This window comes from Marinomonas rhizomae (genome assembly GCF_024397855.1).
GTDB classification, from domain to species: domain Bacteria; phylum Pseudomonadota; class Gammaproteobacteria; order Pseudomonadales; family Marinomonadaceae; genus Marinomonas; species Marinomonas rhizomae_A.
The window spans coordinates 1,139,018-1,155,224 of the sequence record NZ_CP073343.1; the positions used below are offsets into that span (position 1 = coordinate 1,139,018).

12 protein-coding genes are annotated in these 16,207 nt (G+C 42.0%); 10 read left to right on the top strand and 2 right to left on the bottom strand.

Features of this window, described 5'->3' with window-relative positions; all coding sequences use genetic code 11:
- The first annotated feature begins 257 nt into the window (after window positions 1-257).
- Window positions 258-2,474, top strand: coding sequence for a transglycosylase domain-containing protein (locus KDW99_RS05300; RefSeq protein ID WP_255828259.1), 2,217 nt, complete (start codon window positions 258-260; stop codon window positions 2,472-2,474).
- A gap of 282 nt (window positions 2,475-2,756) precedes the next feature.
- Entirely contained in the window at window positions 2,757-3,587 is an 831-nt protein-coding gene (locus tag KDW99_RS05305; RefSeq protein WP_255828260.1) for a substrate-binding periplasmic protein, read from the top strand.
- 69 nt (window positions 3,588-3,656) lie between these two features.
- Here KDW99_RS05305 and glgA read toward each other — a convergent pair whose 3' ends face one another.
- Complete coding sequence (gene glgA, locus KDW99_RS05310; RefSeq protein ID WP_255828261.1) at window positions 3,657-5,090, bottom strand: glycogen synthase GlgA; 1,434 nt, start codon at window positions 5,088-5,090, stop codon at window positions 3,657-3,659.
- Between the two features lie 93 nt (window positions 5,091-5,183).
- Between glgA and glgC the strand changes: the two genes are divergently transcribed.
- The 8 genes from glgC (at window position 5,184) to acpS (ending at window position 13,113) form a co-directional block, all read left to right on the top strand.
- Window positions 5,184-6,434: a glucose-1-phosphate adenylyltransferase gene (gene glgC, locus KDW99_RS05315; RefSeq protein ID WP_255828262.1), complete on the top strand. Its 1,251-nt coding sequence runs from the start codon at window positions 5,184-5,186 to the stop codon at window positions 6,432-6,434.
- Window positions 6,435-6,806: 372 nt separating this feature from the next.
- Entirely contained in the window at window positions 6,807-7,439 is a 633-nt protein-coding gene (locus KDW99_RS05320; protein WP_255828263.1) for a riboflavin synthase subunit alpha, read from the top strand.
- Window positions 7,440-7,675: 236 nt separating this feature from the next.
- Complete coding sequence (gene lepA / locus KDW99_RS05325) at window positions 7,676-9,481, top strand: translation elongation factor 4 (protein ID WP_255828264.1); 1,806 nt, start codon at window positions 7,676-7,678, stop codon at window positions 9,479-9,481.
- Window positions 9,482-9,531: 50 nt separating this feature from the next.
- Window positions 9,532-10,356: a signal peptidase I gene (gene lepB, locus KDW99_RS05330; protein ID WP_255828265.1), complete on the top strand. Its 825-nt coding sequence runs from the start codon at window positions 9,532-9,534 to the stop codon at window positions 10,354-10,356.
- 18 nt (window positions 10,357-10,374) lie between these two features.
- Window positions 10,375-11,058, top strand: a complete 684-nt coding sequence (rnc, locus tag KDW99_RS05335; RefSeq protein WP_113917248.1) for a ribonuclease III — start codon at window positions 10,375-10,377, stop codon at window positions 11,056-11,058.
- Window positions 11,051-11,959 carry a GTPase Era gene (gene era / locus KDW99_RS05340; RefSeq protein WP_255828266.1) on the top strand — a complete coding sequence of 303 codons (909 nt, stop codon included), beginning with the start codon at window positions 11,051-11,053 and terminating at the stop codon, window positions 11,957-11,959. The genes rnc and era overlap by 8 nt, the downstream gene beginning before the upstream one ends.
- 5 nt (window positions 11,960-11,964) lie before the next feature.
- The gene (recO, locus tag KDW99_RS05345) at window positions 11,965-12,702 is read left to right on the top strand and encodes a DNA repair protein RecO (protein ID WP_255828267.1); all 738 of its coding nucleotides are present in this window, start codon (window positions 11,965-11,967) and stop codon (window positions 12,700-12,702) included.
- A gap of 27 nt (window positions 12,703-12,729) precedes the next feature.
- Window positions 12,730-13,113: a holo-ACP synthase gene (gene acpS / locus KDW99_RS05350; RefSeq protein WP_255828268.1), complete on the top strand. Its 384-nt coding sequence runs from the start codon at window positions 12,730-12,732 to the stop codon at window positions 13,111-13,113.
- 49 nt (window positions 13,114-13,162) lie between these two features.
- Here the strand turns inward: acpS and KDW99_RS05355 are convergent, their stop codons facing one another.
- Window positions 13,163-15,946 carry a response regulator gene (locus KDW99_RS05355; protein WP_255828269.1) on the bottom strand — a complete coding sequence of 928 codons (2,784 nt, stop codon included), beginning with the start codon at window positions 15,944-15,946 and terminating at the stop codon, window positions 13,163-13,165.
- Window positions 15,947-16,207: the final 261 nt, after the last annotated feature.

Here is a 16,207-nt window from a genome sequence, read left to right on the forward strand (position 1 = left end):
CTTTCAAATCTATCGCTGACTAAGCTAATAAAGTTCAGCGAAACGTCAGTTGTATAATCTTTCTGTGAGCAAAGACTCTAAAGTGCTATTGATGACGAGTCAATACGCAAGAATTGAGTTAGTTGTTTTTAGACCGTTGCTTGCTTCCTATAAGCTCCTTATACTTGCGCGCTATGACTAAAAAAACGCCGACAAAATCTTCCCGTAAGCCCTCAACTCGTTCGAAAAAGCCACCTAAATCTTCTTGGTTGAAGAGGATGATTCGTTTCTGCTTTAAATGGGGAATCATTATTACGTTAGTGGGCTCTATTCCTTTTGCTGGTTGGGTATGGTGGCTGAACGGTCAAGTTGTTAGTCAATTTGAAGGACAAAAATGGCAAGTTCCTTCGGAGGTGTATAGTGCTCCTATTATTTTGTCGAATGGAGCGCCTTGGAAAAAACAAGATCTCGAAAATCTGTTGAAAGAAACCGGATATCGATTTGGCCGAAATAGTCAGAATGTTGGTTGGGCTGCACGTAGCCGAACAAAAGTCAGTGCGCATCTGCGTTCCTATGTTGATCATCTAGGGTTTCATGAGAGCGAAAGGCGTATTTTTTCTTTCCAAAATGGACGTTTGGTCATTCAAGCATTGAATGGCGATAAAATAGACGAAGCGCGAATTGAGCCCCAGCGTATTGGTTTTTTATACGGTGGTAATACTGAAAGTCGCCAAATCTTAACATACGAGGATATCCCTAAACCTCTGATCGATATCTTAATTGCCGTAGAAGACCAAGACTTTTATCAGCATTGGGGGATTTCTCCTACCGGTATAGCGCGTGCGGCTTTAGTGAATTTAACCCATGGCTCTCGTCGTCAAGGTGGTTCCACCTTGACTCAGCAGCTTGTGAAAAACATGTATTTAAGCTCTGAGCGTACTTATACGCGAAAATTAACTGAAGTCGTCATGAGTTTATTGCTTGAATATCATTATTCGAAAGAAGCCATTATTACCGCTTATATGAACGAAGTGTATTTGGCGCAATTAGGTAACAGTGCTCTGCATGGCTTTGGCGCTGCGAGTCAGCACTTTTTTGGTCGTCCACTTAACGAGCTGAATATTGATGAATTGGCTCTGTTAGTGGGAATGGTCAAAGGCCCATCGCTCTATAATCCTGAACGATCACCGAATCGTGCCAAAAACCGTCGTAATACGGTGTTGGCAATATTAAAAAACCAAGGCCGATTATCGGATGCCGATTATAGCAGCTTAATAAAACAACCTATCCGACTTGCTGATAAGAAGAAAGAGCGCTCCGTGTTTGGTGACTATTTGGATTTGGTTGCTATGCAATTGTCGCGGGATTTTGATGAAATTACTTTGGCGACGAAAAACTTACGAATTTATACTGGTGTCGATATACGTGCTCAGAGAGCGGCGAGTTTAGCCATGCAGCGTCAAGTGAGTGCGTTGGAAAAGCGTGACCCTAAGTTGAAAGGATTGCAAGGCGCTATGGTTGTCACCGATAGGATTACAGGGCAAGTGCGTGCTGTAGTTGGGTCTAGTGGTCAGCACTACACCGGTTTCAATAGAGCTTTGGGGGCGGTTAGGCCAATTGGTTCATTAGTGAAACCTCCGCTGTATTTATCGGCCTTGGCAACTGGGCGTTACACCTGGTGGAGTCAGATAGAAGATAAAAAATTACGTTTTAACGTAGGTGGTCAGGTTTGGGAACCTGAAAACTACGATAGAAGAACACATGGTGTAGTGCATCTTTATGAGGCCATGGCTAAATCCTATAACTTGGCAACCGTCTCTTTGGCCAGCCAAATTGGTTTTGATCGAGTTGGTGATACCTTGCGACAGTTAGGAGTAAAGCGATCTTTTACTATGCATCCTGCGATGGCGCTGGGAGCATTGGAGTTGTCTCCTTTTGAAGTGTCTCGCTTATATCAACCCATTGCCTCTCAAGGAAAGAGCAGTGAGCTAGGGGTTGTGTTAGCGGTTATGGATCAAAAAGATCAGCTAATGAAACGGTTTGATCAGCATAATGATGTGCCTTTTACTGATGCTTTACTTGCTGTGACTCTCGATGGCATGACAAAAACACCTAAAATCGGGACAGCTAGGGCGGCGCAGGCTGTTTTTCCAGAGCTGAATTTCGCAGCAAAAACAGGCACCACGAATCAGCAAAAAGACAGCTGGTTTGTTGGTATTACTGGCGATTACTCGTCAACTGTATGGCTTGGCGATGATAATAATGTGCCATTAAGTATTACAGGTAGCAGTGGAGCATTGAAAGTTTGGGTAGATTTTACCAAAAATGTTAACCCTAGATCTTTGCCAGATGCCTTACCTAGAGGTGCGGCTCGTTACAATGTATTAGATAGTGAATTTGAGATTGCCGCTGATCGTTGTCAAGACAAAACTCAGTTGGCGTTTATTTTAGGCACAGAGCCAAAAGAAAGTAGCTCATGTTTTTGGCCTTTTTAAATTCATCTATATGAAATTGGAAAAGAAGATTGATAATTGTTTAGTTCTTATATAGCCTCATAGGGTCTTTGCAATGATAATGTTACTTCTGTTTTTATTTTTAAGTTATTGTTATAAAAGGTATTGGTGCCTTTATGGAAAAAGATATTAAGGCGATTTGGGAATGACTGCCTAGAAAAGAAGTCGGCTAAGACGCTTCTTAGAAATAGCATCACCTTGAGTATACAAAAGAAAAAAGCTTCGCTTATCGTTTGAATTCTACTTGTAAGGGAGAGGCGCTTTATGCGGCTGCACACTCAAATAATTTGCTGTCTATCCGCAGTAATTTCCTTAAATACCAGTATTGCTCTAGGGCAAGATGTACCGTCTTCGTTATGTAAATCGCTTACTGCATCAGGTAATTCTGAGTACCCTCCGTTTTTATGGCGAGACTCGTCTAATTCAACAGCGCTTCACGGAGTGAATCGTCTGATTATTGATGAGTTAAGCCGACGTATTAATATCCCAATTAAACTCATTCATGTTGGTCCTTGGTCTAGAACTCAAAGTGAAGTGAAAAGTGGTCGAGTGGACCTGATGGCTGGGGCTTTTTATACAAATGAGCGAGCCGATTACATGGATTACTTCACGCCAGTGATGCTTCATACCACAAGCGTTGTTTGGCAAAGTAGAGACAAGCCTTTTCCTTTTAATGAGAAAGAAGATTTACTCGGCAAGTGGGGAGTGACTGTGATTAATAATAGTTTTGGTCAAGATTTTGACCAATATGCCCAACAAAATCTTAATATATTAGCAGTGGCTAGTTTGTCTCAGGCACTGCGCATGTTAGCCACAGATCGTGTGGATTATGTCTTATATGAAAAAAATCCAGCGCATGCTTATGCAGCTATGCTGGGATTGTCTGACTTAATTGTCCCTGTGTCGCCCTATATCAGTAGAGAGGGGTTGTACTTAACCATGTCTAAGAAGTCTCCCTGTAACCTTGATAGTGTAAAGCACAAAATAGCGATTGCCTTACAAGATATGAAGAAAGAAGGTTTTACTGGGCAAGCAGCACTGGATGGCATGCAGGAATGGGATGTTCGTACCCGAGTAGGTATAACGGTTAATTAGTGATTAAAGGCTTTGTAGGAATAAAGGGAGGTAGGTTGCTGCCTCCCTTTGTTTTTTCTTGGTGACTTTTTACTGATTGATCAAGGACTCATAGAGCTGAATCCACTGATCGGTTACCGCTTCCCAGCTGTAGTCATAACTCATTGCGTTTTGTTGCTTTTGTCGCCAATTAGTGGCGTCATGGAAGTTCTCAACTGTACGTTCCATTGCCGCTTGCAAAGATGCTGCATTGGCATCTTTGAAAACAAACCCGTTCGCTTTCTCCCCTTCTTCAAACACGGTATCGGCTAAGCCTCCTGTTTGCCTTACTACCGGAAGGGTTCCGTATTTAAGCGCATAGAGTTGTGTTAATCCGCAAGGTTCAAAGCGCGATGGAATAAGCAAGGCATCAATGCCAGCTTGGAGGCGATGCGAATAATCTTCAAAGTATCCAATCCGCACAGAGACTTGTTTTGGGTAATCGTTTTGAAGCTCTAAATACTGGTTTTCTAGATGTTTATCGCCTGAACCTAACACTATAAGTCGGGCTCCTTTCTCTAATATAGCTGGCATAACTTGCAAAATAAGGTCTAATCCCTTTTGCTCGGTTAGTCGGCTAACCACACCAAACACAGGTTGGTTTAGATCTTCTGATAGATTGTTCTCTTGTAATAAAGCGAGCTTGTTGGCTTGTTTTTGATTGAGCGTGTCTGTGCTGTAATTTTGTGGAATTAATGTATCTTTCTCTGGTGACCATTGATCGTAGTCGACACCATTTAAAATACCGACTAACTTATTTTGCATGGCCCTTAGAGTACCATCTAGCCCGTCGCCATATTCTGGTGTGAGAATTTCTTGGGCATAAGTGGCGCTGACGGTGGTGATTGCATTTGCGTAGACTAAACCCGCTTTAAGGCCAGAGAATCTGCCATAAAACTCCATGCCATGCATGCTGAGTAATTCTGGAGATAACTGCATGGCGGAAAATTGATCCATGTCAAAACTACCGTTATAGCGTAAATTATGTACGGTCGTGACAACGGGGATATGCTCTGTTTTCCAGCTTTCCAAATAGGCGGCTGCAAAGCCTGTTTGCCAATCATTTAAATGGAGAATGTCGGCTTGCCAATCCATTAGGTGCCCATGCAGCGCTAACGTAGCGGCAGCCCATGATAGCGCGGCAAAACGGATGTGGTTGTCTTCGAAGTCTATACCGTTTTTATCGACATAGGGCCCGTCTTCCCGTTCATAAAGAGCTTGGCATTGTAAGAGCCAAATTGGCGTGTCATTTTCGGGGATATGAGTTTCAAGAAGTAACAAATCTCCAACCCCAAATGGATTTCCTAGGTTGATACTCTTTTGAATTGGCGCTACCTTTTCTAATATGCCTTGGTAAGCGGGCATTATCAGTTTGACATCGTGGCCTTTTTTTCTCAAAGCAGCGGGAAGGGCGCCAGCTACATCGGCTAAGCCACCTGTTTTGATTAAGGGATAAATTTCGGAGGCAGCAAATAGTATTTTCATTATTAGGCATCTTATTGATTTGGAATAATGATAAGAGTATACCTAAATGAAACTTCGAATAGAGTGTGTTGATAAAAATTTTAAGGGCATTACATGGATTTAAATACGGCGCGTATGAAGACTCTGTCCATTATTTTAGCCGGTGGACGTGGTTCAAGATTAAAGCAATTAACGGATAACCGCTCTAAACCTGCAGTTCCTATTGCGGGTAAGTATAAGATAATTGATTTTCCGCTTTCTAATTGTATCAATTCAGGCATGCGACGTATTGCTGTCCTCACGCAATATCGCTCCCACACTTTAAATCAACATGTTCAAAGAGGGTGGAACTTCCTGCGTTCCGACTTTAATGAATTTATTGAGCTCTGGCCCGCCCAACAGCAAACAGGTAGTGATTGGTATCGTGGCACAGCGGATGCGGTATACCAAAATCTAAGCATGATTAATGATTTAGACAGCGAATACATTTTGATTCTTGCTGGCGATCATGTTTATAAACAAGATTATAGCCTTATGTTACAAGACCATATTGAAAGTGGGGCGGATGTAACTGTTGCTTGTATAGAAGTGCCGCTGAAAGAGGCCGATCAGTTTGGCATTATGCATGTGGATGAAAACGATAATATTATAGCGTTCGAAGAAAAGCCTTCTAACCCACCAACAATGCCTGGTAAGCCTGATGTCTCGCTTGCGAGCATGGGGATTTATATTTTTAACACTAAATTCTTGTCTGAAAATTTACGCTCAGATGCGAGTGATGATGCATCCAGTCATGATTTTGGTAAGGATTTGATTCCGCTATTTGTGGGCCGCAGTAAAATTAAAGCGCATCATTTTGCTAACAGTGTCATCGATAACAAGAACTATCCTGATGACCCTTACTGGCGAGATGTGGGGACGTTGACGGCCTATTGGGAAGCCAATATGGATTTGACTCGTTTGGTTCCTGAACTGGATTTGTATGATGAAGAGTGGCCGATTCGTACTGCTCAATATCAGCGACCAGCAGCCAAGTTTAATTACAATTATGAAGAACGCATTGGTACCGCGTTAAATTCTGTGGTGTCAGCGGGTTGTATCGTATCAGGCTCAACGGTTGAGCAGTCCATTTTATTTAATAATGTCCGCGTAAACTCTTATTCTCATGTGAACAAATCGGTCATATTGCCTCGTTGCGATATTGGGCGACATTGTCGTTTGACGAAGGTGGTTGTTAACTCTGATTGCTGTATCCCAGAAGGTACAATTATTGGTGAAGATCCTGCTGCGGATGCTGCGCGTTTTTATCGAAATTCAGATGGTATTACCCTGGTGACACAAGAAATGATCGAAGCATTATCCTAGCCATTTTTTGTAATTTGGTTTTTTTTGTATGAGGGAAAACCGCTTTTTAAAGCGGTTTTTTTATCTCTAAAATAAGTGAAAATGTGTATTTTCTTTCGTTGTTGGTTGGTATTTATTTAACTATTGTTTTTGCAGTGCTTGAAAAACAATAAATTGGGCGCATTAGTAGGGTTAAGAATTTTAGTTATCAGGTTGAATGTTGGTTATCCCCGTAACCTGTGGATAACCCTATTGGTGAATCTTTGATAACTTACGCAGAACCAGTCACTATGCAGCTTTGATCATAGGTGTTCATTTCTTCTTCAGTCTTTGATTTAACGTATGTTAATTGACTAATGTGTTTATATTTTCACCTGAAAGTGAGGGCGTTTTATGTTTACGGGTATTGTTCAGGGCACGGCGACTGTCCAGACAGCGAGTCAAGTTGGGCGAAATAAGCGCCTTGAAATTGTTTTTCCTGCTGGGGTTATGTTGAGCCAGCAACTCGGCGCTAGTGTGGCGATAAATGGTGTTTGTCTTACTGTTGCGGAAATGGGACATGACGTACTGACATTTGACGTTATTGATACCACGTTAGCATTAACTAATATTGGCCTTTTACAGGCAGGCGATGTGGTTAATTTTGAACGTGCCGCAAAAATGGGCGATGAGATTGGCGGGCATGTAATGTCTGGCCATATCATGACGTCTGTTACTGTGTCCCTTATCGAAAAAATTGAAGAAAGTGTCCATATTCGTTTTACAACTGATCGCCAAGATGAAGTCGATGCCAGACGTTACCTATTCAATAAAGGTTACGTCGGCTTGAATGGAGCGAGTTTGACGATTAGTGATATTGGCAATGATTGGTTGGAGGTGTCTTTAATTCCTGAAACGCTCAGGTTGACTACCTTTGGTAGTTTGTCGGTTGGCGATAAAGTGAATCTTGAGATAGATGCGCATACGCAAGCTACTGTCGATACTGTAGAGCGCATTTTGAAGGAACGAGGCATTGTCTTACCGTAAAGGCAAGTTGTTGAGGCTCCATCTTGTTTGATCTCTGAAATAAATGGAGTCCGCGCTCGATTTTCGGTAGAATGCTCGCCAATTTCTATTCTGAATACTTGTTGATAAATTTTTCCATTTGGCTTACATGATGATGTTAGCTAACGAATGCACGATTTAGATTAAAAAATGTGCATAGGTGAGTTGTTTATCAACAGGTAATCATTCAAACATCGCTTTTAAAGTGTGAGTAAATAGTGTCTTCCAATAATCTTAAGCACATACGCAATTTTAGCATTATCGCCCATATCGACCACGGAAAATCGACCTTAGCCGATCGCTTCATTCAGACTTGTGAAGGTTTGAGCGAGCGTGAGATGTCTGCTCAGGTTCTCGATTCTATGGACATCGAGCGTGAACGAGGCATTACTATCAAGGCGCAAAGCGTCACGCTGGATTACCATGCGAAAGATGGTCAAGTTTATCAATTGAACTTTATCGATACACCGGGGCATGTTGATTTCTCTTATGAGGTCTCACGTTCTCTTGCAGCCTGTGAAGGTGCATTGCTGGTGGTTGATGCGGCGCAAGGTGTTGAAGCCCAATCTGTTGCTAACTGCTATACCGCCATCGAGCAAGGTCTCGAAGTTATGCCGGTATTGAACAAAATTGACTTGCCTCAAGCTGAACCCGAACGCGTCAGTGCTGAAATTGAAGAGATCATTGGTATCGATGCAATGAATGCTGTGACCTGTTCTGCAAAAACTGGCATGGGCGTTGATGATGTTTTAGAGCGTTTAGTTGCGACCATTCCACCTCCGGAAGGCGATGTGGATGCGCCGCTTCAAGCGCTTATTATCGACTCTTGGTTTGATAATTATCTGGGTGTGGTTTCCCTTGTTCGTATTAAGCAAGGTACTTTACGCAAGAAAGATAAGATTTATATTAAATCTACTAAGATGTCTCACCCTGTTGATATGGCTGGTATTTTTACGCCAAAACGTAAAGAAACTGGCGTGTTGAGAGCGGGGGAAGTAGGTTATGTTGTTGCGGGTATTAAAGACATTCATGGTGCGCCAGTGGGTGATACCATTACCCATACGTCGACTCCTGATGTTCCTCAATTAGCGGGTTTCCAAAAAGTTAAACCGCAAGTTTATGCTGGTGTTTTTCCAGTAAGCTCGGATCAATACGAAGATTTTCGTGTCGCTTTGGATAAATTGACACTAAACGATGCGTCTTTGTTCTTTGAGCCTGAAAGTTCTGATGCACTAGGTTTTGGTTTTCGTTGTGGCTTCTTAGGGATGCTGCATATGGAAATCATTCAGGAGCGTTTAGAGCGTGAATACGATCTAGATTTGATTACCACTGCGCCAACGGTAGTGTTTGAAGTGGAGCTAAATAACGGTGACGTTATTAATGTAGATAGCCCTTCAAAAATGCCTGATCCTGCCACCATTAAAGAAATGCGTGAACCTATTGTGGAAGCCAATATTTTGGTGCCACAAGAGTACTTGGGGAACGTTATTACTCTGTGTGTTGAGAAACGTGGTATTCAGAAAGACATGTTATATGTTGGCCGACAAGTGCAGTTGCGCTATCAGCTACCAATGAACGAAGTGGTTATGGACTTCTTTGATAAATTGAAATCTTGTAGTCGCGGTTTCGCTTCTTTGGATTACAGCTTTTCTCATTTTAGCCCAGCACCCTTGTGCCGTTTGGATATATTGATTAATGGCGAGCGAGTGGATGCACTAGCACTGATTATGCACAAAGATAACGTGCAGTTCAGAGGTCGAGCTTTGTGTGAAAAAATGAAGGACTTGATTCCTCGTCAGATGTTTGACGTCGCAATCCAAGGTGCAGTTGGCGCGAAAGTGATTTCACGTACCACGGTAAAAGCGTTGCGTAAAAACGTTATTGCCAAATGTTACGGTGGCGACGTAAGCCGTAAGAAGAAACTGTTACAGAAGCAGAAAGAAGGTAAAAAACGCATGAAGCAGGTTGGTAACGTTGAAGTGCCACAGTCTGCTTTCCTTGCTGTTTTACAACTGGATAGCTAGCCAGATAATCAACAGGTGTGCCAGTGCACATCTTGGTGGAGAAATGAAGTATGGGTTTTGATTTCGAATTGATACTGGCCATAGCGTTTTTGGTGACGGGTGTCTTCTGGGTTTACGACCGTATTGTGTATTTGCCAAAACGTAAAGCGGTGATGGCAAATATGGCAAGCGAAACGCGAGCGGCCTTGAGCAAAGATGCTCAGCAACGATTGGCACAGACGCCTAAGTTTGTTGTAGAAGTGAAGTCATACTTCATTATTATCGCTGTTATCTTTGGGCTTCGTTCTTTTGTTGTGGAACCTTTTCAAATTCCCTCTGGTTCTATGCTGCCAACACTTAAAATAGGCGATTTCATTCTAGTTAATAAATTTGACTACGGTCTTCGCTTGCCTGTTTTAAATACCACTATCATTCCTACTACAGAACCAAAACGTGGTGATGTAGTGGTTTTTAAGTATCCGTTAAAACCTGATTTAAACTATATTAAACGTTTAGTCGGTTTACCTGGCGATCATATTAGTTATCACAATAAGATATTGACGATAAATGATAAGCAAGTGAGTAAAGAGCTTTTAGCTAAATTGTCAGTGTCATTGAACCCGGATCAAGAGCCGGTTGAGTTGTTTAGCGAGAACTTGGGTGGCGTACAGCACGATATTTATAATAGTTATCGATTTACCCCTCATGAAGGAGAATGGACTGTTCCTGCAGGGCATTACTTTGTTATGGGTGATAATCGAGATAACAGCGCAGACAGCCGCTTCTGGGGTTTTGTCCCAGATGAAAATATGAAGGGTCGCGCCTTTTATGTGTGGCTACATTGGGATAAGTTTTTCAGTATCCCAAGCTTTAAAAATAACGGTTTGATTGAATAAGTATTTTTTGGAGACATTTTGAGTTCATTGTATCAGAAGCTGAGTCGGCGAATTGGTTACTTTTTTGCTGACCTTGGACTGCTTGAACTGGCGCTAACGCACCGTAGTTTTGGTGGAAAAAATAATGAGCGCCTTGAGTTTTTGGGTGACTCTATTCTTAACTATGTGATTGCGGAAGATCTTTTTCACCGTTTTCCAAAAGCCAAAGAAGGCGAATTAAGCCGCTTGAGAGCCTCGTTGGTTAAAGGTGATACTTTGGCTGAATTGGCAAGGGAGTTTGAGCTAGGTGACTATCTTAAACTGGGAGCTGGAGAGCTAAAGAGTGGTGGTTTTAGACGTGATTCTATTTTGGCAGACACAGTCGAAGGGATCATAGGCGCCATGTACCTAGATGCTGGTATGGATGTTTGTCGTCAGCATATTTTAGAGTGGTATAAAGAGCGTCTAAATGCGACATCGTTAAAAATTGTCACTAAAGATGCAAAAACTCGTCTACAAGAGTTTTTGCAGGCTCGTAAACATGCATTACCTCAATATGATGTGGTTAATATTGTAGGTGACCCTCACGATCAGACTTTTTATGTGCATTGTCATATAGAGCTTTGTGAAGAGTTCATTGAAGGTAAGGGTAATAGCCGCCGAATTGCAGAGCAAAATGCTGCTGCAAAAGCATTGAAAAAATTGGAAAAGAAAGATGTCTGAAGCTGAAGTTGAAGTTACGCACTGTGGTTATATCGCCATTGTTGGTCGCCCAAATGTGGGTAAATCAACCTTACTTAATCACATCTTGGGTCAAAAATTATCGATTACTTCACGTAAGCCGCAGACAACCCGAGATCAGATTTTAGGCGTAAAAACAGAAGGTCATGTTCAGGCCATTTATGTTGACACACCTGGATTGCATTTAGGTGAAGCGAAAGCCATCAATCGTATTATGAATAAAACAGCCGCCGCCGCGTTGAAAGATGTTGATGTTGTGTTGTTTGTTATTGATGCGGATAGATGGACAGAGGAAGATGAGTCGGTTCTTCAAAAGGTCAAGCATGCTCGCTGCCCTGTTATTTTGGTAGTGAATAAAGTGGATCAATTGGATCAGAAAGAAGACCTTTTGCCACGCTTAGCTAATTTATCTGATCGGATGAATTTCGCTCAGATCGTACCAATATCAGCACTGCGCAATAACAACTTGGACCGTTTGGAGCGCTTAGTTGAAAGCTACATTCCAGAAGGCACACAGTTTTACCCTGAAGATCAGATAACGAACCGTAGTTCGCGTTTTTTGGCCGCGGAAATTGTTCGTGAAAAAATCACTCGTCAGCTTGGTCAAGAAGTACCTTATGAAGTGGCTGTACAGATTGAAGAATTTGTTTTTGAGGAATCTGCTATTCATATTAGTGCTTTGATTTTGGTTGAGCGAAACGGCCAAAAACGCATTATTATCGGTGAGCGTGGTGAAAAACTTAAGCTTATCGGTAAGGAAGCACGTATTGATATGGAGAACTTGTTTCAGCATAAAGTGATGTTGAACCTCTGGATTAAAATACGTTCTGGTTGGTCTGATGATGAGCGTGCGTTGGCCAGTCTAGGTTATCAGGAAGAATAAATCCGATGCGCGTTTCTGCGTATGTTATTCATACCCGCCCTTTTCAGGACAGTAAAATCCTGCTTGATATGTTAACGCTTGAGCAGGGTTTGATTAGGGGAGTATGGCGATTACCAAAAAAAGAGGCTCGGGTCATACCTGGGCCTTTTTTATGTTATGAAATGGAGTTTTCTGGCCGTGGTGATTTAAAAACCGTAAAAAGCTTAGAGTCGATAAAGTCAGCCTCCTCTCTAGAGAGGCTGCCTCTTTACGCGGCACTTTATGTACATGAGCTGCTTGAGAAACTGCTGCCTGTTAACTTACCATTGCCAGATGTTTTTGAACTCTATAAATGGTTAATTGAAAACTTACATGCTGGTGCTCCGATCGCACCTTTGTTAAGGCGCTTTGAAGTCGGGCTTTTTTCTGAATTAGGTGTTGGTATTAATATGATATCAACCGGTCGGGGAGAGGCGCTTGAGGCGCGTCAGCTTTATCAGTTTCATTATAAGTTTGGTCTGCGGCCTTATTATGGCGAGATACCTAAACAAACACCCATGTTGTTTGTAGAAGGGCGGGTTGCACTCGATTATCACGCTGGCAAGTGGACTGATAAGCAGGTTTTGAGTCTCGCTAAAGAATTGCATCGTAATTGGCTGGATAGTTTATTGAATGGTAAGCCCGTCGTTTCCAGACGCTTATTACCGAAACAACCTTTTCAAGGGGAGCGACATTTAGGTGTGCCTATTTTTCGTGCTTTGTGAAAATGAGTTCTATAAAGAGGTGAGTGTTTGATTATTGGTGTTGGTACTGATTTAGTAGAAATATCTCGTATTGCTCAATCTATTGAGCGATTAGGTGAGCGATTCATCGATAGAATATTAACCGCCGATGAGAAAGCTCGTTGGGCACAAATTAGCAACTTAGAGAAAGCGAACGCCTATGTCGCTAAACGTTTCGCAGCAAAAGAAGCTGCAGTAAAGGCATTAGGAACGGGTATTGGGTCTGGGGTCAGCTTTCAGCATTTTAACGTTAGTAATCTGTCTTCTGGTCAGCCTGTACTTATCGTGGATGAGAGTATCACGGCTCGTTACGATTTTCCGGTATCTTGGCATTTAAGCCTGACAGACGAAAAAGCCTATGCTCAGGCTTTTGTCATTCTTGAGTCTAAATAGAAGAATCTAAATAATAGAATCCAAATAATTGAGTCTAAATAGTAGAGCTTTACCGCTGAGGCCAAGGAATAAGCTGCCTGTGGTTCAGCAGATCTTCTATAGCCTCAATGAAGTCTTCCGCTACACCTTCTACCTCTTCTAGGCCCAGTTCTTTCAGGTGTGTCTCTAAAAAACCTGCGTGACGTGCAATGTTTATTGTGCCTGTGTATTTAGAAGCACCATGTATTCGGTGCACAACTTCAATGAGTTTTTCTGTGTCTTGATTTTCTAGGTGATGTTGGACTAGCTTTTTCTCAGCATCCAGTGAGTCGGCTAGCATATCGAACATTTCCTTTGCTATTTCCACTTTTCCATCGACAATTTCGAGTGCTTTGTCTAAATCAAAAATACCGACTAATTTGGCATCAACTTGATCTTGAAAGGTGTCGGTATTTGATCGCCATGTTGCAATGGTGTTAAGCAGTAGCTCTTCATTAATTGGCTTAGTGAGATAAGCATTCATGCCGCTAGACAGAATCTGTTGCTGCTCTGACCCTAATGCATGCGCAGTGAGGGCGATAATAGGAATGTTCTTATAGTTTTCGATTTGTCGAAGTTGGCGTGTGGTTTCCATGCCGTCCATTTCTGGCATTTGTATGTCCATGAATATCTGATCGTAGCTTTCATTCATTGCCATATCTATGGCTTGTCGTCCGCTGTAAGCTAAAGATACTTCAATGCCTATTGGGGCTAGCCAGTGCTTGAGCAGTTGTAAGTTTATTGGTGAGTCGTCTACCGCCAGAACTTTAAGCCCACTAATTTTTTCGTGTAGCGTATTTATTTTAGGTTTTTGAAGCTTAATTGGTGTATTGCTGTTGCTAAGGTTTTGCAGTGCGTTATAGAGACGATCGTGACTAATAGGCTTAAGCAGGATGTCACTGCACAGCTCTTTTAGATCTGGGTAATGAGTGACTTGTCCGGGAGGCTGAATCATCAAAATGCATGGAATAGAAAATTGCTGTTTTGAATAGGTAATAAGCTCGCGGGCTTCGGCAGCGCTTTGCTCATCAGGCATAACGCTGAGCAAAATAGCATCAATACTATCGTGCTGCTTATTGAGCAGAGCGACCATTTGCTCTAAATCAGAACAGGCTGTACAGCTAACGCCAATGCTTTTTAGATAGCTGTTTAGATAGCTTTTATACGTAGTGCTAGGTTCGAGTAAAACGACATGTCGGTCTAATGTGCTTTTATCAAGGTTTAATTTTTGTGAGGCTTTGAGGTCGATGGTAAAACGAAATGTCGAGCCAATGCTTGGGTCGCTGCTAACTTCGATTTTACCATTCATCTGCTCAACTAACTTTTTAGTGATAACCAAACCCAGTCCAGTTCCACCAAATTGTCTGGTGGTGCTGGTATCAACTTGTGAGAAAGGCTTAAACAAACGGTGTATTTTATGTTCAGCGATGCCTATGCCAGTGTCGATAATTTGAAAACACAGGGTTATATCTTGGCTGTTTTGCGGAGCGATAGATACCCTGGTACGAACCGAACCCTGGTGGGTAAACTTGATGGCGTTACCTATAAGATTGGTTAAAATTTGGCGAACTCGTGTGCTGTCGCCAATGACCCACTCTGGCACATCTTGGCTAAACTCTGGCACTAGGTCGATCTGTTTTTCTTTTGTCAGTAGGTTGATGCTGAGGATTTGATAAACATCATCTAGAAGTGCCTTTAAGTTAAAGTGATTGCTTTCAAGGCTAAGTTTACCAGCTTCAATTTTTGAAAAGTCTAAAATGTCGCCGATAATCGTGAGTAGGCTATTAGTGGACTGTTCGATGGTATCTACATAAAGACGTTGTTGGGTGTCGGTAATGTCTTTTTGCAGGGTTTTGGTGTAACCCAATATAGCATTCAATGGCGTTCGTACTTCATGGCTGATGTTGGCCAAGAATTGTGATTTTAAACGGTTTGACTCCATCGCTTCGCGGTTGGCTATGTGTAGCTGAGCACTTTTTTCTTCCATGCTATCCATGCTTCGGCGTATGTCTTCCGTTGCTTGCTCAATACCCGCTGTCATTTCTTCGTTATGGTGCTCAAGTCTTTCACTTAGATCTAATAAGTCCTTTTGAAGCGTTGCGTATTCTGGCGGTAATTTCATCAGCTTAGCGGTAGAAAATTGACCTTTCACCAGTTTATTTAAGGCAGAAGAGAGTCTGTCTATTGGCAGTGTTAGAGTTTTAGAAAGGTGAAAGGCCCCTAAAATAACCAGGATGTTAAAAATGACGAGAGTAAAAATGATCAAGCTAGCATATTGATACATTTCTATTTGTATTGCAGATTTATTCGCTTCAATTTTCACCCAGCCTATTAGGCTGCGCTGATTCGCTGAGTTGAACAAATCGGCTTGAGTACTAAAGGCAGCATCGGAGGAATTGTTGGTGTAGTGAATGGCGCTAATGGATTCTAAGTAGGAATCGTACTCTCTTATCGTGCTGTCATCGGGAAATATAATATCGTTCGGCTCTGGTGCTTTGCCTAGTTCTGCTATGATTTTTTGTTCACTACTAAACAGTTGCACACTACTAATGTCTTGATTTTTTAGGGCATTTTGCAGAATTCGATACATCATGTTTTGGTCGGAAAATACAATCGCGTATTCACTCGTGGTGGCAACTTGCTCTGTAATGTGGGAAGTGTGCTCGTATAAATTGTTATTTAGGTCGTGAAAACGTGTCGATAAAAGAAAGCCACTGGCCAGCAAAGAAATGATGAAAACTGGCGCAAATAATGCCCAAAATAGTTTGTTGCTTAGACTGAGCGTAGGTAGGTTTTTAATGGATGGTTTCTTCATGCTATGAATCTAATTGGCGAGTTAGTAGCAGGATAGATTGCCTTTATTTTTACGGTCATTGCATTCTCTTTCATAGTTACCGCATGCTTTCTGTTCACTGCTAGTTGGCGCGTTAATGTAAGCGCATCCGCGCCACTTTTTTCTGAGTTCTACATTATTTAGTCCAGTAAGATCTTCATTGGACTGGTCACAGCTACTTATTATTAGTGATAAACAAAGTAGGGTGAAAATGCGTGTTACGAGCATATCTTTTACTCTAGA